The organism is Salinirubellus litoreus, assembly GCF_037335815.1.
Taxonomy (GTDB): Archaea; Halobacteriota; Halobacteria; order Halobacteriales; family Haloarculaceae; genus Salinirubellus; species Salinirubellus litoreus.
On the sequence record NZ_CP147841.1, the window covers coordinates 1,749,740 to 1,769,196 of the forward strand.

Annotated in this window: 16 protein-coding genes and 1 tRNA gene; 12 read left to right on the forward strand and 5 right to left on the reverse strand. The window is 69.0% G+C overall.

All coding sequences use genetic code 11. The features are described from left to right. Positions 1-391 precede the first annotated feature (391 nt). The 3 genes from WDJ58_RS08540 to WDJ58_RS08550 all read left to right on the forward strand — a co-directional run bounded on the left by WDJ58_RS08540 (position 392) and on the right by WDJ58_RS08550 (position 4,743). The gene (locus WDJ58_RS08540) at positions 392-2,824 is read left to right on the forward strand and encodes a BGTF surface domain-containing protein (RefSeq protein ID WP_338917252.1); all 2,433 of its coding nucleotides are present in this window, start codon (positions 392-394) and stop codon (positions 2,822-2,824) included. A gap of 189 nt (positions 2,825-3,013) precedes the next feature. Further along, a complete protein-coding gene (locus WDJ58_RS08545) occupies positions 3,014-4,336 on the forward strand; it encodes a M28 family metallopeptidase (protein ID WP_338917253.1) in 1,323 nt (440 codons plus the stop codon). Then, entirely contained in the window at positions 4,333-4,743 is a 411-nt protein-coding gene (locus WDJ58_RS08550) for a hypothetical protein (RefSeq protein WP_338917254.1), read from the forward strand. The genes WDJ58_RS08545 and WDJ58_RS08550 overlap by 4 nt, the downstream gene beginning before the upstream one ends. Here the strand turns inward: WDJ58_RS08550 and WDJ58_RS08555 are convergent. Next, positions 4,636-5,994 (reverse strand): M28 family peptidase, encoded by a 1,359-nt coding sequence (locus WDJ58_RS08555; protein WP_338917255.1) that lies wholly within the window; start codon positions 5,992-5,994, stop codon positions 4,636-4,638. The genes WDJ58_RS08550 and WDJ58_RS08555 overlap by 108 nt on opposite strands. Positions 5,995-6,155: 161 nt before the next feature. On the opposite strand from WDJ58_RS08555, the gene WDJ58_RS08560 reads away from it, so the two are divergent. The 4 genes from WDJ58_RS08560 to WDJ58_RS08575 all read left to right on the forward strand — a co-directional run bounded on the left by WDJ58_RS08560 (position 6,156) and on the right by WDJ58_RS08575 (position 10,115). After that, the gene (locus WDJ58_RS08560) at positions 6,156-6,857 is read left to right on the forward strand and encodes an enoyl-CoA hydratase/isomerase family protein (RefSeq protein ID WP_338917256.1); all 702 of its coding nucleotides are present in this window, start codon (positions 6,156-6,158) and stop codon (positions 6,855-6,857) included. A gap of 97 nt (positions 6,858-6,954) precedes the next feature. Beyond that, positions 6,955-7,539 (forward strand): hypothetical protein, encoded by a 585-nt coding sequence (locus tag WDJ58_RS08565; RefSeq protein WP_338917257.1) that lies wholly within the window; start codon positions 6,955-6,957, stop codon positions 7,537-7,539. Then, complete coding sequence (locus WDJ58_RS08570) at positions 7,536-8,315, forward strand: hypothetical protein (protein WP_338917258.1); 780 nt, start codon at positions 7,536-7,538, stop codon at positions 8,313-8,315. Before WDJ58_RS08565 ends, WDJ58_RS08570 begins: the two co-directional genes overlap by 4 nt. A 90-nt stretch (positions 8,316-8,405) precedes the next feature. After that, positions 8,406-10,115, forward strand: a complete 1,710-nt coding sequence (locus WDJ58_RS08575; protein ID WP_338917259.1) for an NAD+ synthase — start codon at positions 8,406-8,408, stop codon at positions 10,113-10,115. Positions 10,116-10,651: 536 nt separating this feature from the next. On the opposite strand, the gene WDJ58_RS08580 is transcribed toward WDJ58_RS08575, so the two are convergent. Further along, on the reverse strand, positions 10,652-11,089 hold the full coding sequence (locus WDJ58_RS08580; protein WP_338917260.1) for a DUF3040 domain-containing protein: 438 nt from the start codon (positions 11,087-11,089) through the stop codon (positions 10,652-10,654). Between WDJ58_RS08580 and WDJ58_RS08585 the strand changes: the two genes are divergently transcribed. Next, the gene (locus tag WDJ58_RS08585; protein WP_338917261.1) at positions 11,034-11,246 is read left to right on the forward strand and encodes a hypothetical protein; all 213 of its coding nucleotides are present in this window, start codon (positions 11,034-11,036) and stop codon (positions 11,244-11,246) included. The genes WDJ58_RS08580 and WDJ58_RS08585 overlap by 56 nt on opposite strands. A gap of 307 nt (positions 11,247-11,553) precedes the next feature. Here WDJ58_RS08585 and WDJ58_RS08590 read toward each other — a convergent pair. Beyond that, positions 11,554-11,624: transfer RNA gene (locus tag WDJ58_RS08590), tRNA-Gly, on the reverse strand. A gap of 151 nt (positions 11,625-11,775) precedes the next feature. Between WDJ58_RS08590 and WDJ58_RS08595 the strand changes: the two genes are divergently transcribed. From WDJ58_RS08595 to WDJ58_RS08605, 3 genes are all read left to right on the forward strand, one after another. Next, positions 11,776-12,639: an NAD+ synthase gene (locus tag WDJ58_RS08595; RefSeq protein WP_338917262.1), complete on the forward strand. Its 864-nt coding sequence runs from the start codon at positions 11,776-11,778 to the stop codon at positions 12,637-12,639. A gap of 76 nt (positions 12,640-12,715) precedes the next feature. Further along, positions 12,716-14,014 (forward strand): aryl-sulfate sulfotransferase, encoded by a 1,299-nt coding sequence (locus WDJ58_RS08600; protein WP_338917263.1) that lies wholly within the window; start codon positions 12,716-12,718, stop codon positions 14,012-14,014. Between the two features lie 49 nt (positions 14,015-14,063). After that, on the forward strand, positions 14,064-14,915 hold the full coding sequence (locus tag WDJ58_RS08605; RefSeq protein ID WP_338917264.1) for a DUF4097 family beta strand repeat-containing protein: 852 nt from the start codon (positions 14,064-14,066) through the stop codon (positions 14,913-14,915). Positions 14,916-15,051: 136 nt separating this feature from the next. Here WDJ58_RS08605 and WDJ58_RS08610 read toward each other — a convergent pair whose 3' ends face one another. After that, positions 15,052-15,957, reverse strand: a complete 906-nt coding sequence (locus WDJ58_RS08610) for an acyltransferase (RefSeq protein WP_338917265.1) — start codon at positions 15,955-15,957, stop codon at positions 15,052-15,054. Positions 15,958-16,096: 139 nt separating this feature from the next. On the opposite strand from WDJ58_RS08610, the gene WDJ58_RS08615 reads away from it, so the two are divergent. After that, on the forward strand, positions 16,097-18,103 hold the full coding sequence (locus WDJ58_RS08615; protein ID WP_338917267.1) for a heme-binding protein: 2,007 nt from the start codon (positions 16,097-16,099) through the stop codon (positions 18,101-18,103). A 246-nt stretch (positions 18,104-18,349) separates the two neighbouring features. Here the strand turns inward: WDJ58_RS08615 and WDJ58_RS08620 are convergent, their stop codons facing one another. Continuing rightward, positions 18,350-19,414, reverse strand: coding sequence for an aldo/keto reductase (locus WDJ58_RS08620; protein ID WP_338917268.1), 1,065 nt, complete (start codon positions 19,412-19,414; stop codon positions 18,350-18,352). Positions 19,415-19,457: the final 43 nt, after the last annotated feature.

Here is a 19,457-nt window from a genome sequence, read left to right on the forward strand (position 1 = left end):
GTAAATCGTTACGCACGACCGTATGAACGGCCGCCGCCCCCGGCCCCGCTCGGTAGGGGTGACCGATCGAACCGGGAGGCGGTCACCCGGGCCGGTGCGGTCGACCCTTCTCTCGCCCTCGTGTCAGACGCCGGTACGACGTCCGTCACGCCGACGGGCGATCCGTGTTACTTCGTCACAATACGCCTCTATCGGTCGATTTCGGGCACGTCAGACGGTGACAGGGGACGTCCCTCACCACAAAGCATTTATAACGAGCGGTATTGGTTCTGGGTGTACCCCTACCCAGGGTGACAGTACGGAGTACCCGTCCCGACTCTTCCGTGCCACCGGCGGCACGCGTCGGGTGCCGCGGAAACGTACTCGTCGCCGAAAGCGATCCCAACAAACAATGACAGGAACCAAAGATAAAGTCCGCGGCGTCTTCCTCGCTGCGCTAATGGTGTTCGCCGTCTTCGCGGGCACCGTCGCGTTCACGGGAAGTGCCGCTGCGGAAGTGCCCGAGGTCGACCAGGACCCCGTCGAGTTCACGATCGGCGAGGGTCCCAGTGCGACCAGCCACATAGAAGTAGTGTTCGAAGATGATGCCTCCGGCCTCGAGTACGAGCTCGAGGACAAGAACGGTGACTCCGTCACCGCCACGGTCAACACGGGTCTCAGTGACCTGTCGGCCGGGCGTGTCGTCCTCGACATCGGCGAGGACCTCAACGGCGAGCCGACCCTGACCGTCACGGACCCGTCCGACAGTGACGACGAGGAGCTCGACGTCACGACGACGGCCACCCTGATCCAGGACCCCGGCGACACCAGCGGTGACGTTGGCGTCGACGCCGAGGAAGAGGTCTTCAAGGGTGAGCGGTTCGCGGTCGCCTCGGATCTCGCCGCGAGTCCGCCCGACACGGCCGAAGCGTACGACATCAGCGAGGGTGGCGAGTTCCCCTTCCTGAGCCGGACGACCGGCACTGACAGCTTCGTCTCGGTGGTCGACACCGAGGAGATCGACGAGCTGGCCGCCGGTGACGAGTACTACCTCACCTACGAGGACTCCGGTGCGAACGTCTCCGTCGGCGTCCGGAACCTCGGCCTCTCCATCACGGCCGACGACCGGTCGCTGAGCTTCGCGGAGGACGACGAAGCGGAGATCGAGGTCACGGCGTCCTCGAACGTCGCCGGCCGCGACGTCGAGTTCCGCCTGCTGGAGGACGGCGACTACGAGGGCGATGAATTCAACGTGACCGCCACCATCGACGGTGACGGTGAGGTTGAGCAGTCGTTCTTCGTCGATGACAGCGGTAACTACACCGTGGAGGTCGTCGACCTCCCGACCGACATCTCGGACACCACCCAGAGTATCCGCGTCTCCGAGACCGAAGGTGACGCCTCGTTCGCCCAGAGCGTGGTGAGCGAGGAGCGCGGTGACATCGCCAGGATCACGGTCGAGATGGCGAACCGCGACGAGGCCACGGTCAACATCGGCGAGGAAGACGTGAGCTACCTCACGTCGATCGACGTCGTCGACGACGACGACGACGGCGAGGTGACGCTTCTGTTCAACACGTACGCGCCGTCGGACCCGGACGAGGCCGTCACGCTGGCGGAGTCGTCCGAGGACGACGAGATCGATGACATCTCCTTCAACATCACCGTCGGCCAGCCGCTCGCCGACGCGAGCTACGAGATGAACATCACCGACGGCGGTGTCCAGGGTGCCGAGCAGGCGGTCGGGACGCTCTCGCTGACGGAGCGCTCGACCGACCAGATGACCATCCACACCGCCGAGGAAGGCGCGTTCGGTGACCTGGACGAGCCCGGCCCGATCAGTGCCTACATCGCGGCAGGCAACCTGACGCAGGACTCGACCATCGCCGACAACGACCTCGTCGTCCAGCGCCTGCAGGCCTCCGGCCTGTTCGGCGCGCTCAACGCGACGAACGAGGACAACTACACGGACGCGCTCTGGGAGCTCGACGTCAACAACCCCGGCGCGGCCGATCCCCAGTTCAACACCACGGTCTACGAGTCTCCGGCAACGATCTCGCCGAACCTTGAAGGCGAGTTCTACAGCCTTGCGGAGCTGGAACTCGGCAGCAGTACGTTCCGCGTCGTTCCCGACCAGGACAACAACACGGTCTACATGATCTACCCGTCCGACATGATCCTCGATCAGGACGGCGCTGAGATCGACGACCGGTTCATCGGGAACTTCACGGTGACCGAGGACAGCGAACTGAACACTGGCAACAGCCCCGAGAGCGCGACGGGCGAGTACCGCATCATCGACCGCGAACTGGAGTTCACCACGAACACCCAGATCGGCGGCGAGGGCGGCATCGAGGTCGAGGCCGCTGCGAACCAGACCATCAACGGCACGACCACGATCGCACCCGGTAGTGAAGTGAGCATCACGGTCCGTTCGACCGGCGACAGTCCGTTCCTCCTCACGGAGGACGCTATCGTCCAGGAGGACGGGATGTTCAACGCGAGCTTCGACTTCACGAACGTCTCCGTGGGGCAGAACTTCACGGTCGACGCCAGTGGTAGCTACGAGGACGATCCCGAGGTCGACGGGGTAGTCGTCGAGGCCCAGGAGGAGACTCCGACGCCGACGGCGACGCCCGAGACGACCGAAACGATGACGGCGACGCCCGAGGAGACGGAGACGGCGACGCCCGAACCGTCGACCGGGACGCCCATGCCGACCGAGACGGCGACCGAACCCGCGACGCCCTCGCCCACCCAGGGTGACGGCGCAGGCTTCGGTGCCATCGTCGCACTCGTCGCGCTGATCGGCGCTGCGCTGCTGGCCATCCGCCGCAACGAGTAAACAACCACCCCTCACGGGGTCACGCTGACCGCGATCCCATTCTTTCGTGCGCCACGCCGGCTAGCCGCAGGACCCGTTCGAACGGCATAGCCGAGACCGTGCGCGCCCGAGCCCGCGTCGGTCCGTCGAAACGGTGACACGCCGTCGAGTCCCCATGGCCTTTTGACCCCACCCATCGACCGCGGTCCCATGCCACGACTACCCCCGTCGGTCGTCGGAGACGCGTTCACGAGCGAACACGCCTGGGACACGCTGGTCGATCTCGTCGGGATCGGGAACCGGATGGCCGGGCAGGAGGGCGAGCGGGAGGGTGCCGCGGTCGTCGAGCGGGCCTTCGAGGACGCGGGGCTCCGCGAAGTGGGCAACGAGACGTTCGACGTTCCCGGCTGGTGGCGGGGCTCCTCCTCGCTGGCTGCCGGGGAGAGCGCGTGGTCGGCCGACCACCACGTCATCGCGCTCCCGGGAACGCCCGCCGGGGCGGTCGAGGCACCGATCGTCGACGTGGGCCACGGGATGCCGGCGGAGATCGGTGACGAGGTCGAGGGGTGCGTGGCGATAGCCCGGAGCGACGTCGCCGAGGGCGATCGGTGGGTCCACCGGATGGAGAAGTACGCGAGCGCGGCCGAGCACGGCGCGGTCGGGTTCGTCTTCCGCAACCACCTCCCCGGCAACCTCCCGCCGACGGGCGAGGTGGGTTACCACGAGCGCCCAGGTCCGATCCCGGCGGTGGGGGTCTCGAAGGAGCTGGGTGCGCGCCTCGCCCGTTACGCCGAACGGGACGAACCAGTAACGCTCTCGGTCGACTGCCGGAACGCCCCGTCGAGTTCGGTGAACACCCACGCGGTCCTCGGCCCCGACACCGAGGAGGAGGTGCTGGTCACCGCCCACGTCGACGCCCACGACATCGCGGAGGGTGCCGAGGACAACGGCGTCGGGAGCGCCCTGCTCCCGGAGATCGGTCGGCTGCTCGTGGGGGTGGCGGACGACCTCGATACGCGGGTGCGGTTCGTGGCCTTCGGTGCCGAGGAGACGGGTCTCTGGGGGGCCTACCACTTCGCCGAGACACACGGGACACCGATCAGGGCGGTGATGAACATCGACGGCGCGGGCTCGTCGCGCGATCCGCGGGTACGGACCCACGGGTTCGAGGGGTTCGAGGCGGCGTTCGGGGCCGCGACCGACCGGTTCGACGCGCCGCTCGCGGTCGACGACGAGGTCTCACCACACGCTGATGCCTGGCCGTTCGTCGAGCGGGGCATCCCAGCGGTGACCATCGGCTCGGTGCGGGATGGTGCGGGACGGGGCTGGGGGCACACCCACGCCGACACGCTCGACAAGCTCGACCCGCGTGACCTCCGGGCGCTCGCGGCGATCTACGCCGAGTCGGTCCTCGAACTGGCCGACTCGGACCGGACCTTCCCGCACAGGGAACCGGCGGAGATACGCGACGCCCTCACCGACGGCTACGTCAGGGAACTGGAGGTCGGCGGGCGCTGGCACTTCGAGGAGTGACCGGGCGCGGGAACCACCTCGGACGGGTCACGACCACCGACTCCGGGCTGTTCCACGTCGATCACGGCGTCGAGATCGGGCAGTCGGTCGAGGCGGGCGAGCACGTGGGCACGCTCTACGATCCGATGGGCTACGAGACCCTCCAGGAGGTCGAGACTGACCGCGCGGACCTGCTCTACACCGTCACCGGGGAGCCGACGGTGACGACGGGGAACTCACTGGTGAACGTGGCGCTCCCGTCGAGGACTGACGGGAACGGACGACGGACACCCGCCGTCGGGGACGCAGGGCGAAGCGAGCTACTCCTCGTCGAGGTCGGCGAACGGCCAGTTGCCGACGTTCCGCATCCCGACGTCGTGGCCGTCGGTGACGGTCGCGTCGCGCATCTCCTCGCGCGAGCGACGTGAGACCGGGCGGTCACCCTCTGCGAGTTTCAGGACCCCGGCCGCCAGCGGGACCGCCAGTTCGCGGAGGTCACGTCGGTCGAGCTTGTCCAGCGTGTCCGCGTGCGTGTGGCCCCACCCGCGGCCGCTCTCTCCAGAGGTCGAGCGCGCCTGGACCGCCGGGATACCCTCCTGGGCGAACGGCCAGTGGTCGCTGTGGGGGCGGACCTCGTTCGAGACGTCGACGGGGACGCCGTGCTCCTCCGCGACCTCCTCGAAGGCCGTCCCGACGTCGTCGAACCGGTGCGTGTAGACGTCGAGGTTCCGCGAGTAGCCCGCGCCGTCGATGTTGACGACCGCCTTGACCTGCTCTGCGGGGTGGGTCTCGACCCAGTGGTACGCACCGAAGAGGCCGACCTCCTCGGCACCGACGATCAGGAACCGGACGCGGGTGTCGAGGTCGTCCTCGACCCGGGTGAGCAGGCGGGCGACCTCGGCGACCAGGACGCTCCCGACGCCGTTGTCGTTCGCGCCCTCGGCGATGTCGTGGGCGTCGTGGTGAGCGGTCAGGAGCACTTCCTCGTCGGTGTCGGGGCCGAGGGTCCCCTCGACGTTGCGCGAGGTCGATGGTTCGTTCCGGCAGTCGACCGAGAGGCTCGACTCGAGCGGGCCGTCGGCCGCGTAGCGCACGAGCCGGTCGCCGAGCTCCTTCGAGACGCCCACCGCGGGGATCGGTCCGGGGCCGTCCTCGCCGCCGACGCTCCCGGTCGGCGGGAGACACCCTTCGACGTGGTTGCGGAAGACGAACCCGGTCGCGCCGTGGTTGGCCGCGAAGTGGTACTTCTCCGACCGGTGGATCCACCGACCGTAGTCGTCGGGAGTCATGCTCGAGGCCATCGCGATCTTCCCCTCGAGATCGGCCGTCTCGAAGTCCGAGGGCAGCCCGTAGCCCACGTCGACGAGCTCGCCCTCGGGGGCTCCGGCGGGCGTTCCCGGCAGCGAGATGATCCGGTGGTCGGCGTCGTACGTCCGCGTCCCGCCGTACTCGACGGTCAGCGAGGAGTCGCCACGCCACCATCCCGGGATGCCGAACTCGGTCACCTCGACGTTCTCGAGGTCGGTCCGCTCGAACGCCACCCGGAGGCGCTCGGCGGCGTCGGCTTCGCCGGACTGGCCGGCCATCCGGTTCTCGATGTCCACCAGGTCGGAGAGCAGGTCCCAGTGGTAGCTGCTGGTGTAAGCGTCGCCGACCAGTCGCGTCGGAAGCGTCGTCATTCGACCGCCGCTTGCACCCCGCCGTTATATAGTGTTCCGACAGGGACGGACTGGGTCGGGAGCCGAAGATCAATGAGCGCTGACACGTCGAGTGGGTCGATGCACGGACCGTGACCCCGACGGGACGGCAGATTCAACACCGCCGCCGGGGAGCCTCCGGCATGATACGCACCGAGGACCGCGGGGACGTCCGGGTCGTGACGCTCGACCGGCCCGAGCGCCGCAACGCGCTCACGCTCTCCGCGCTCGCCGACCTCGAACGGGCGGTCGTGGGGACCGACTCCCCCGTGGTCTACCTGACGGGCGCGGACGGCGCGTTCAGCGCCGGTGCGGACTTCGACGCGGTCGGCGAGGCTGCCGCCGACGGTCCCGAGGCGATCGAGGCGTTCGTCGAGCGGGGCCAGCGGACGATGCGGGCCATCGAGACGGCCGAGAGCGTCGTCGTCGCGGGCGTCGACGGGCCGGCCAGGGGCGGCGGCGTCGAACTCGCGCTGGCGTGTGACATCCGTGTGGCGACCCCGCGTGCGACGTTCGCCGAGACGGGCGTCTCGATCGGCCTCTTCGGTGCCTGGGGCGGGACCGTCCGTCTCCCCGAGGTGGTCGGAACCGGCGACGCGCTCGACCTCTCGCTGTCGGGCCGGACGGTCGACGCGGGGACGGCGCTCCGGATGGGGCTGGTCCAGCGCGTCACGGAGGATCCCCGCTCGGTGGCCGAGGAGGTGGCCGCGAACGATCCCGATTCGCTCCGGGTCCTCAAGGAGCTGGTCCGTGCGGACGACGATCGAGAGGACGGGGAGGCCCGCGAGCGCGAGGCGTTCGTCGAACTGCTCGCCGCACGGGCCGGGGACTTCTCGGGTCAGTGACGTCCCCCGGGGAACGGGTCCACCTCGGGCTTTCGAGACGGGACGCGGTCGGAAAGTGTTAATCCACGGAGCGTCTTGGGCGTGAGTAACGAACAGTATGGAGGACTGCGACTACTGCGGCGAATCGTTCGAGGGGGAGAAGGCCTACGTGAACCATCTCCGGGCCGAGCACATGGACGAACTCGGACCGATAGACCGGCGTCGCGTCGGCGCGGACGAGGACGGTGGTTCGGGCCTGCCCGCGGGACCGCTCGCGCTCGCACTCGTCATCGGTGCGACCGTCGCCGTCATCGGATACGTGATGTTCGTCGCCGGTGGATCGAGCGGGAGCGTCGGCCCGGCCGGGAGCGCCCACTACCACGGACCGATGCAGATGGTCGTCCTCGGCGAGCAGGTCGACTTCTCGCGGGACGAGTACCAGCTCAGGGACGACCGGTTCCACTTCGAGGGCGGCGACGGGTCGACGTGGCACGCCCACGCGACCGGTATCACGCTCGACTACGCGATGGAGTCGCTCGGGTTCGACGTCACGCGCACGAGCGTCACCTACCAGGGGACGACCTACGAGGACTCCGACGACCAGTATAACGTGACGGTCACGGTCGGCGGGGAACAGGTGAACCCCGAGCAGTACGTCCTCCAGGAGGGCGACCGCATCCGGATCGTGGTCGAGGAGGCGTGAGCGGGGACGAGGGGCCGGCGGCGAGCGAGCGGGGAGGGATCGACGGGGACGGGCCTCGTGCGGTCGCGGTGAACGTGGGTGCGAACACGAACGAGCCCGGGTTCCGCGCCCCGATCGACTTCGAGGGGGGCTTCGAGTTCGTCCCCATCCCCGAGCCCGAACCCACCCGGGTACCGGTGCCGACGTACGCCGACCTGGAGCTCTCGATGGACGTCCCGGAGTCGGTCCTCGACACGCCGGTCCACATGGATCCCGAGTTCGCCGAACTGCCGACCTGCGAGCGGTACACCTACGGCGACCCGTTCGGGGTGAAGGCCCGTCCGCTGCTCGACCTCCGGGAGGGGGACTACGCGCTGTTCTACGCCACCCTGGAGACGGCGAGCGAGGACCCGCCCGACTGGCAGCCCCCGCGGTGGGGTGCGTACCTCGTCGGAGGGTTCAGGCTCGCGGCCGATCCGCTGACCGGGGAGGCGTACCGCGAACTCGACGACGGGGCCCGCGAGCCGTTCTCGAACAACGCCCACGTCAAGCGCGAAACCTTCGACGCTGCGGTGCTCCTCCTGGGGGATCCCGAGGAGTCGGGGCTCTACGAACGGGCGGTGCCGCTGTCCGAGCCCTCGGGTGGGGTCGACGCGAACCGGCTGGTCACGGATCTCTCCGCCGATTCGGGGGCCGGCCCCTGGTGGCGTCGGCCGCTCCGGTTCGATGCCGACGCGACCGCCGAGGTACGCGGCGTCATAGACGACCCGAGCGCCGCGCTCGACGCCGCCGAATGACACGACCGACACGCCTATTCGACTCCGGTCGGTACCACGAGTGAACGATTCCGTGTCGAGACGGGAGACGTTCGGACCTCTCGAACCCAGATGACCGACCGACCGTCTATCAGAGTCGCGCTCGCACAGCTGAACCCGACCGTCGGCGACGTCGCCGGCAACCGCGATCTGATCGCGGCGGCGTACGAGGAGGCCCTCGACGCCGGTGCCGACCTCGTCGTCACGCCCGAACTCTCGCTGGTCGGCTACCCGCCGCGCGACCTCCTCCACCGCGGGGCGCTGCTGGACGCCTGCGAGGACGCGCTGTCGGATCTCGCGGCGCTGACGGCCGACGGGCCCGCTCTAGTCGTCGGGACGCCCGACCGATACGAGGGTCCGGGACGCCCGCTCCGGAACGTCGCCGCGGTGTGTGCCGACGGCGAGGTGACGGCGAGGGGGACGAAGCGGCTCCTCCCGACCTACGACGTGTTCGACGAGGACCGCTACTTCGAGCCCGGAACGGACCCGACGACGGTCGAGGTGGCCGGGGCGGTCGTCGGCATCTCGGTCTGTGAGGACGCCTGGAACGAGACGATCCTCGGGAGCGTCCGGCGGTACGAGGCCGACCCGCTCGGTGACCTGGCGTCGGCGGGCGCGGACCTCCTCGTGAACGTCTCGGCCAGCCCGTTCCACGTGGGGAAGGGCCGCTTCCGCGAGTCGCTGTTCGCCGACCACGCCCGACGGAACGACCGCCCCGTGGTGTTCGTCGATCAGGTCGGCGCGAACGACGAACTGACCTTCGACGGGCGCTCGTTCGTCCTCGGACCGGACGGGGGCGTGTGGGCCCGCTCGCCGGAGTTCGAGTCCGACGTCCGCGTCGTGGACGTCCCGCTCGACGGGTCGGCCCCGGACGGCGGAGAACGAGATCGGGTCGCGCCGGCCATCGAACACGAGGCCGAACTGGCCCGCCGCGCGGTACGCGTGGGCATCCGCGACTACGTCCGGAAGTCGGGTTTCGAGGACGTCGTCGTGGGGATGTCCGGCGGCGTCGACTCCTCGGTGGTGACGACGCTAGCGGCCGAGGCGCTCGGGCCGGAGCACGTCCTGGGGGTGGCGATGCCGGCGCGGTACACCAGCGATGCCTCGACCGAGGACGCCCGCCGGGTGGCCGAGACGCTCGGTATCGACTTCGAGGTGATCCCTATCGAGGGGCCGTTCACCGCGTTCCTCGACGCGCTCGGTCCGGTCTTCGACGACCGCGAGCGGGGGGTCACCGAGGAGAACGTCCAGGCCAGGGTCCGGGGAACGACCCTGATGGCGCTCTCGAACGAGTTCGGCGCGCTCGTACTCACGCCGGACAACAAGTCCGAGGCCGCCGTCGGCTACTGCACCCTCTACGGGGACATGGTCGGCGCGCTCGCACCGATCGGCGACTGCCTGAAGGAACGGGTGTACGCGCTGGCCGATCGGCTGAATACGGTACCTGACCCGCGGTTCGACGGCCCGCCCATCCCCGAGCGTGTCATAGAGCGGCCGCCGTCGGCCGAACTCCGCGAGGACCAGACCGACGCCGACGACCTCCCGCCGTACGACGTCGTCGACCCCGTCCTCCGGGACTACATGGAGGGGGGACTCGACCGGGACGCGCTGGTCGAGACCGGGCACGACCCGGCCGTGGTCGATCGGGTTCTGGAACTGCTCCACCGTTCGGAGTACAAGCGCTGGCAGGAGGTCCCGCTGCTCAGAGTGACGCCCCGGGCGTTCGGGATGGGGTGGCGCTACCCGCTCGCGGCACGGTACGACGCCGTCCGCGGGGAGTGAGACGGCCGCTCTGCTGGACGGTTTCTCTTTGCAGGTGCCCAATGGGGGGAGAGCGTGGGCACCTGCGGGGAGAGAGCCGGTCCGCGCCGGCTACTTCCCCGCTGTCACGCCAACTGCATATATTTTCCGATTATTTTGTAGAAATATTATCCAGAGATACAGCCGAGAACGACCCCACAGGGCGAACGATCGTCCACGAACTTGTTATGACCTGACGAATCGTCGATAGCGCGGCAATAATGTCCACATGATCGTACGATCCGGCTGGCAGCAGCGACGGTCTCGGAGACGAGGCGACGGGGACCGATTCGCGTTCGACGCTCGAACGGGCCCGGTTCGGAGCCTTCTACCTGCTCGTGCTCGTCGCGGCGGCGATGACCGCGGCGTTCCTCCGGGACCCCGAGTTAGCGCCGAGGATCCGGGGCGGTCGGGTGATCGACGATCCCGTCGGGTTCGTCCGGAGACACGCGTTCGCGGGTCGACGTGGGTCGTGAGCCCGACGTCAGGGGCTCACGGTGTTCGATTCGGCTCACTGCTCACTGGCTCTCGCCCCTCGGCAGGTCGCTTACGTCGCTCTCCTGTCCGACGATGAAGTCCTTCACCACGACGAGGAACCCGACGGCGCTCAGGATGATGAGGAGGATCCCGGCCGTCGTGAGTAACACGTCACCGAAGATGATGAAGGCGATCCCGGCGACGACCGCCACCACGATAGCCAGACTGAGCCCTACCTCACGGGTTCTCCGGTCCATGGACCCGTGTGGCACCCTGTCGTGAAAACTATTGTCATGGTCCGTCCCGCGGGCGTCGGCAGTCGTCGCTCCACACCGGGCGGTGTCCGAGACCGGAGTTCGACCCCCGGGGATCGCTGACTGAATAGTGTGAGCGCCTTTTTCAACGGCGGTCGCAGGGCCGACAATGACGGGTTCTGCGCGCCGTACCGTCCCCCCTCTCCTGGTCGCCGCCGCCGACATCGGCGTCGGCGGCCTGCTCTACCAGCAGGTCTCGATCCTGCTCGGCGTCCTGCTGCTCGCCTGCGGGGTGTCGGTGCTGATCACCGTCGCGTACGAGCCGCTGTGTCTGCTCGGCTCGGCGCTGTGGCGACGCTTCGAGGGGGAGACGACCAAGTGAGTTGTCACCGGTTACCGGGTACGCCTGCACCCGATCGCGACGCTCGCGGGGGCGGGCGAGCGGGCGCGAAGCGGCCAGTCAACGTGTTCCGGGAGCCGGACCCGTACCCGGCGTGGATCGCCACCCTCCACATGAGTCCCGACTGGCAGGCTCGACTCCCGTGAACCGGCTATCTCTCCCTCCGTTCGAAAATGCGCCGTCCGGGAATTGAACCGGAGCCAGACGGTCGTTCGCTCTGCTCGCGCTGCGACTGGCAGGGTTCGATCCCTCGTGGTGCATCCGCTCGTCACGTCAGTTCCTCGCAGGATGCGCCGTCCGGGAATTGAACCCGGGCTATTAGCTTGGGAAGCTAATGTCCTACCACTGGACCAACGGCGCTCTCTCGCTTCGCTCGTTCGCCCCGAGGTTCGTGCTCCCTTCGGGAGCACTCACCAACGGCGCTCACAGAACCAGTATTTCACCGGTCCACTTCAACGTAGCGCTCCGCGCCGGGGGCGGGTTTTTGTCGTGCCCGCCCCACCGACCGGGTATGAGCGAGCGCGTGTTCAGCCTCGACGCCGACTCCCTCCCCGTGGAGCTCGGCCTCTCGGAGCCGGAACTGGAGGAGCGCCGCGAGCAGATCACCGAGTTCGTCACGGGCGTCGTCGAGGACGCCGGCGCGGCGGGGGCGGTCATCGGCCTCTCCGGTGGGATCGACTCGACGCTGACCGCCCACCTCGCAGTCGAGGCACTCGGGCCGGACTCGGTGCGGGGGCTGGTGATGCCGAGCGAGGCCAACACCGACGAGAACATGAGCGACGCCGAGCGGGTCGCAGAGGACCTGGGTATCGAGTACGACGTCGTCGCGGTCCAGCCGATCGTCGAGGCGTTCGAGGCGGCCTATCCGGTCGACGACCCGCTGGAGGAGCGCATCGAGTCCGATCCGCTCCGAACCGCGCTGGGGAACGTCGCGGTCCGCACGCGTGGCGTGCTCAACTACTTCGTCGGCAACGCCGAGAACCGGATCGTCCTCGGGACGGGCAACCGCTCGGAGACCCTGACGGGGTACTTCACCAAGTACGGCGACCAGGCCGTCGACTGCAACCCTATCGGTAATCTCTACAAGTACCAGGTCCGCCAGCTCGCCGCCCACGTCGGCGTCCCCGAGGACCTCGTCGAGAAGCCCCCGAGCGCGGAGATGTGGACCGGCCAGACCGACGAGGGCGAGATGGGCCTGACCTACGACACGCTCGACGCGATACTGATGCTCCACGTCGACGGGCCGTTCTCGCGGTCGGCGACCGTCGAGACGCTCGGCGTACCGGAGTCGGCGATCGACCGCGTGATCGACCTCTACGAGGCGAGCGAGCACAAGCGTCACATGCCGCCGGCTCCCGACGCGCCGACGCCCTGACGCGGTCCGTGTCCGCTCGGCGGTCGGAATCGAACCGTACCGTCACGCATATGCGGACCCCCCCGTACCGTCGGCCATGGAGACGGCCCGTCTCGTGGTCCCCCTCGTCGTCCTCCTCCTCGCCGGCTCCCTGCTCGGAGTGCAGGCGGCGACCTACACACCCGGAGCGACGACCGCCGAAACCGCCGGCGAGATCCGCCCGTACCCCGGGAACACGCTCATCGGCATCCAGGCGAAGGGCTGGTTCGGCAACGACAACGGCACGGCGATGGTCGTGACCCCCGAGGGCGAGACTGTCTGGGAGTACGACCCGCCGAACAGCCGGGTGTTCGACGTCGAGGCGCTCGATAACGGGAACGTCATGGCCTCGGTCGCCACCGTCGCGACCGGCGAGGACTGTCCCGACGGGCTCGGCGACCGCTGCGTCCACAACCGCGTCGTCGAACTCGGCTACCCGAACACGACCGTCGTCTGGTCCTACGAGTGGTGGGACGTCTTCCCCGAACACCACGAGGTTCACGACGCCGACCGGCTCCCGAGCGGGGAGACCGCCATCGTCGACATGGGGAACAACCGCGCGTTCACCGTGAACCGGGCCGGGGAGATCACCTGGCAGTGGAACGCGAGCGAACACCTCGCCGAGGGGACGCCCTTCTTCGAGGAGTACGTCCCCGAGGAGAGCGCCGGGGAGTTCCGCCAGGGCGGTCCCGAGACCGACTGGACGCACATGAACGACATCGACCGGCTGGAGAACGGGAACTTCCAGCTCTCGATACGGAACTTCGACGTCGTCGTCGAGGTCGATCCCGAGACGAACGAGATCGTCGACGTGATCGGCTCGCCCACGCGTCACAGCGTGATGAACGAACAGCACAACCCGATGCGGATCGAGTCGGGCGGGACGCTGCTCGTCGCGGACTCCGAGAACGACCGCGTGGTCGAGGTCGACGTCGAGACCGAGGAGATCGTCTGGCAGTACGACGGCACGGGGTCGGCCGAACTGCTCCAGTGGCCCCGTGACGCCGACCGGCTCCCGAACGGCAACACCCTGGTCACGGACTCGCGGAACTTCCGCGTTCTGGAGGTGGGCCCTAACGGGAGCGTCGTCTGGCGCTACGAGATGAAGGAGGAGCGGGGGATCGTCTACGAGGCCGACCGGCTCGACGTCGAGGAGGAGCCGGACAGCGTCCCCTCGGGTCGCGACCTCACCAGCCGGTCCTCGGGTGGAGCTCTCGGGTCGATCGTCGCCACCGTCGAGGGCTGGCTGGGGTTCGTCCCCTTCCTCCCCGTCTGGGTGGGCGTGCTCGAACTCCTCGTCGCGCTGGTCGGCCTCGGCGCGCTGGTCGCGCTCGCCCGCGAGGCCGCGAACGGATAGGACGTACCGCCCCCGACAGCCCTTTGTCGACCGACCGACAGGCGTGGACATGGACGCGCCCTCCAGTCCCGCCGATCCGTCCGGTCCCGCCGCCACGACCCGTCGCCGACTCCTCGCGGTCGGTGCGACCGCGGCCGCCGGCCTCGCCGGCTGTGTCGGCTTCGCCGGTCCCGACGTGACCGAGTCGAGTTCGCGGACGTTCGACGCGCCCGAGGGTGTCGTCTCGATCGAGAACCGCAACGGTGACGTCGAGGTCGGACCGCACGACGACGGCGATAGCGAGGGGGTAGTCGTCGAGATACGGAAGCGGGGCCGCTCGCAGGCGGCCATCGACGCCGTCGCCGTCGAAGGGGCGACCGAGGAAGGTGATCTCGTCGTGCGGACGATGTACGACGACCGGCTCCGGAACGCGAGCGTCGATCTCTCGGTGCGGGTGCCCGAGGGGACGGCGGTCGGGTCGGTCGAGACGAGGAACGGCGACGCCGTCGTCCGGTCGGTGTCGGGCGACGTCCGCGCAACCACGTCGAACGGGGACGCCCGCGCGGTAGACGTCGACGGCTACGTCACCGTCCGGTCGAGCAACGGCGACGCCGAGGCCCGGGGGACGACCGGCCTCGCCGGGGCGCGGTCGGCCAACGGCGACGTCCGCGTCGAGGTGTACGACCTGCGCGGGGCGACCGACGCCACCTCGGCCAACGGCGACGTCGAGGCGGGGGTCGCGCCCGGCCTCGACGCGACGGTCCTCGCTACCGCCGGGAACGGCGATCTCGACGTCGAGGTGGAACTGGACGACGCGAGCGTCTCGACGAGGCAGGCGAGGGGACGGCTCGGCGACGGCGGTCCGCTGCTCACCCTGACGTCCGCGAACGGGGACGTCCGGCTCTACGGACTCGCCGACTGATCCCTGTCGGCGTGGAAGATCGGGCACGTCGAAGTCCACCGCTGGTTCGGACGGGGGTTTCGTGTGCCGGGATCGCGAGCGGAACGGCGGAACGGGCGGGTGAGCCGCGGTGGACGTTCGTCGTTCGGCGGTCGGGTTACTCCGCGTCGGGCGGCGAGCGGTCCCGCCCGAACTCGTCGAAGTCGTCGAACCCGTCGGGGAGTTCGTAGGGGAGTTCCCGGGCGTCGCGCTCGTTGGGCATCTCCTCGGGGACGGGCTCGGCGACGGACTCCCAGCCGGGCTTGACCGCGATGGACTTCGCGGGCATCCCGACGGCGATGTGGTGGGCGGGAACGTCCGACTGGACGACGCCGCGCGCGCCGACGACGCTGTTCTCCCCGATGTGACTCCCCGCGCGGACCATCACGTCGTAGGTCAGCCGGGCGTCGTCCTCGACGATCGTGTGGTAGTTCGTCACCTCCGTCTGGTCGACGATGTCGTGGTCGTGGCTGTAGACGTGGACGCCGTCGGAGATCGAGACGCGGTCGCCGATCGTGAGCTTGCCGCGGTCGTCGAGGTGGACGTCGTCGTGGACGACGACGTTGTCGCCGATCGTGATGTTGTGGCCGTAGGAGAACGTGATCCCCTTGAAGAAGCGGCAGTTCTCCCCGCACTCCTCGAACAGGTGGTCGGCGAGCATCCGCCGGAACCGCAGCGCGAACTCGACGTTGTCGGCCATCGGCGTCGCGTCGAACTGTCGCCAGAGCCACTGGAGGAACTTCGAGCGCTCGTAGCGTTCCTCGTCCTTCTCGGCGTAGTATTCGGATTCGAGGGTGGCGTTGCAGGGGTCGTACCCCTGGAGCCGGACGCGCTCGGCGGGCGAGACTGGCTCGCCGGCCTGCCACCGCTCGTAGGCGTCGCGGTCGCCGTGGAGGTCGACGAGCGTCTCCTCGACGACCGCACAGGTGTCCTCCTCGGAGGCGAGCCGGGAGTCGACCTCCTCGAGGAACGACTGGAGCCCCTCCTCCGCGTCGGCCGGCAGGTGGATGTGGCGCTTCGTCATGGCGACCGATAGTCGGTCACGGGCATTAGTCGTTGTGTCCAGAAGGGCCGAAAACCCGGTTACGCGAGCGTTACCGGCCCGCTCCGTGGAACGACCCTGGAACGAAAAGCTCCATGTCCCGCGAGACCGACTTCGGGACATGGACTCGGAAAGACGCGAACCGCCCCGGACCGAGGAAGGGTGGTACGTCCTCCACGACCTGCGCCGGATCGACTGGGACGCCTGGCGCGAGGCCCCCGAACACGAACGCGCGCGCGCGCTCGAATCGGGCGTCGACTACCTCGCCGAACACGAGGCGCTCGCCGACGTCGACGGCGAGGAGGGTGCCTCGGCGACGTTCTCGATGCTCGGGCACAAGGCCGACCTGATGGTCCTCCACCTCCGGCCCACGACGGCGGCCCTCGACCGCGCCGAACGGCGGTTCGAGGCCACGCCGTTCGCCGGGTTCACCGAACGGGTCTCCTCGTACGTCTCGGTCACGGAGATCTCGGGCTACCTGAGCGAGGAGGTTGGCGAGGGCATCGAGAACGTCGAGGACACGGGTACCCGGAACTACCTCGCCTCGCGGCTCTACCCGACCCTCCCGGACGCCGAGCACGTCTGCTTCTACCCGATGGACAAGCGACGGGACCCCGAGTACAACTGGTACGACCTGCCGTTCGAGGAGCGCGCCGAACTCATCTCCGGCCACGGCGAGATCGGCCGGGAGTACGCGGGGAAGGTCACCCAGATCATCAGCGGGAGCGTCGGGTTCGACGACTACGAGTGGGGCGTCACCCTGTTCGCCGACGATCCCACCGAGATCAAGCACCTGCTCTACGAGATGCGGTTCGACCCCTCCTCCTCGCGGTACGCGGAGTTCGGCCCGTTCTACTTCGGCCGGCGGTTCGCTCCCGGGGACCTCCCGGCGCTGCTGGCCGGCGAGACCGTTCCGGCGGACGATGGCGGCACGGACGCCGAGGCGACGGAGCACGGGGACGAGGAGGCGACGCACGCCCGTGCGGCGGCTGTCGGTGGTAGTGGCCACGGGCACGGACACGACGGGGCCGACGGCGGGGACCACGGGCACGGGTCCTCCGGAGACGGCGCGGCGGACGACCGCCCGGACGGGACGAGTGGTGGTGACTCGGGCGGCGGTCGCCCCTCGCGCCCGGCCGAACCGCCACACGAGGAGGTCGATCCCGAGGAACTCGCGCGGGAGCTCGGGAGCGTCGGCATCGACCTCGACGACCACCCCGAGACGGGGTATATCCTCCTGTTCACCACCACCGAGGACGCCGAGGAGCTCGCCGAGGAGGTCGACGGGCTCCGCTCGAACTTCGAGCACTACGACACGCACGTCCTCACGGCGGTCCGGGCCGACGCCGGGCGGTCGGTCGTGGCGAGCCTCTGGAAGAACGAGCGCGCGGCGAACACCGCGAGCGGTTTCCTCTCCGATCTCCCCGGGGCCGAGGACGGGCGTGGTGCGGCGATCGAGCGAGCGTCGGATGACGAGGACGAGTCCGAGAGCGCGGCGGGAGACGGGCACGGCGACGACCAGCGGGACGGCTCCGGGGACGGGGACCAGGACCTCCGCGACGAACTCGAGTCCCTGGGCGTCTACGGGGGCCAGCCCCACGGCGAGGACGTCCACGCCGTCGTGATCTACTCGGAGGCCGACGTCGAGGAGCTCGGAGAGGCGGTCGAGGACCTCCGTGGGGGGTTCGACCGCTACGACACGCATCGCTCGACGGCGACCTACGAGGCCGAGGACGGATCGCGGGCCGCCGTCGCTTCTATCTGGGAGACGGGGGACGCCGCGGAGACGGCCGCGGGCTATCTCTCGGACCTGCCGGGCGTCGTCGAGCGGGCCGGCGAGGAGTCCGGGTTCGGGACGATGGGGATGTTCTACACCGTCAAGCCCGACTACCGCGAGGAGTTCGTCGAGACGTTCGGGGAGGTCGGCGAGATACTCGAGGGGATGGACGGCCACCTCGAGACCAGCCTCCTCGTCAACCGCGAGAACGAGAACGACATGTTCATCGCCAGCCAGTGGAACTCCCGCGAGGACGCGATGGCGTTCTTCAGGTCCGACGAGTTCCGCGAGACCGTCGAGTGGGGCCGCGAGGTGCTTGCCGACAGGCCACGGCACGTGTTTCTGGAGTAGGGTGGTCCGAACGAAGTGAGGACCACCTAAAGGCGAACGGCGAACGAAGTGAGCCGTGAGCAGCGAGGCGGTCCCTGCGGTCGCGCCTCGGACATCCGAACGGGGAGGAGCGAAGCGACGACCCGCGAGCAGAGCGAGGGCGCAGCGACCTTAGGGAGCGCCTCGGACATCTGAACGGCGAACGGAGCGAACTGCGAGCAGAACGAGAGCAAGTGAGACAGGCCCTCGGCCGTCCGGACGGCTGGATCAGTCGCCGGCGCTCGGTGCGAGGATGCCGGCCTCTTCGAGGTCGCGGCCGTCGACCGAGGAGCGGAACTCCTCGGGGCTCATGCCGTCGTCGCGGTCGATACCGAAGTTCCGCCGGTAGAGTTCCTCGACGCGTTCGATCTCCTCGTCGCTCAGCGGCGGGGTGTCGGGCGCGGCGGCCCACGCGTCGATGTCCTCTGCCGTCCGGAAGGTGGGCGTCACCGACGCCACCTCGGAGTGGGCGAGGAGCCACTGGATGGTGGCCTGTGCCATCGTTCTCTGACCATCGCGTTCGAGGAACCGGACGTTCTCGAGCTTCTCCCAGCCGGTCTCGAACCACTGGGTCGGCCGGTGCGAGCGGTGGTCGCCCTTGCCGAGTTCGGTGTCGGGCGTGACCTGCTCGTTCAACAGGCCGGAGGAGTGGGGGACGCGGGCCATCAGGCTCGTGTCCGCGCCGGTCTCGCGGATCTCCTCGACGAAGTTCCGGCCCGGCACCTGCTCGAACATGTTGAAGACGGTCTGGACGACGTCGAACTCCTCGGCGATGGCGCGTTTCCCCTCCTCGAGCCAGCCGATGGAGGGGCCGAGCGCCCAGCCGACCGCCCGGACCCGACCCGACTCGCGGAGGTCGTCGAGCCACTCCAGCACCTCGGGCGTGACCTCCGACGCGTCGGCGTTGTGGAGCTGGAGGACGTCGACGTACTCCATGTCCAGACGGTCGAGCGACCGCTCGAACGCCTCGTCCAGGTAGTCGACGTGCATCTCCTTGGGGAGCTCGCCGTGGCCGGCCTGCGGGTTCTCGTAGAAGTCGTAGCCGACCTTCGTCCCGACGGTCACCTCCTCGCGGTGCTCGGCGAGGGCCTTCCCGACGAGCTCCTCCGAGCGGCCGTGGCCGTAGACGTCGCCCGTGTCGAAGTAGGTGACGCCCCGGTCGAGCGCGTGCTGGACCATCTCGACCGCCTGTTCCTCGGTACGGTCGCCCCACCAGTCCGTGCCGACGACCCAGGCCCCGAAGCCGACCTCCGAGACCTCGACCCCGCTGTCGCCCAGTTCGCGGTGGTTCATAGGTACGGTATGGGGGCTACGACACTTAGCGGGCACGGTCCGT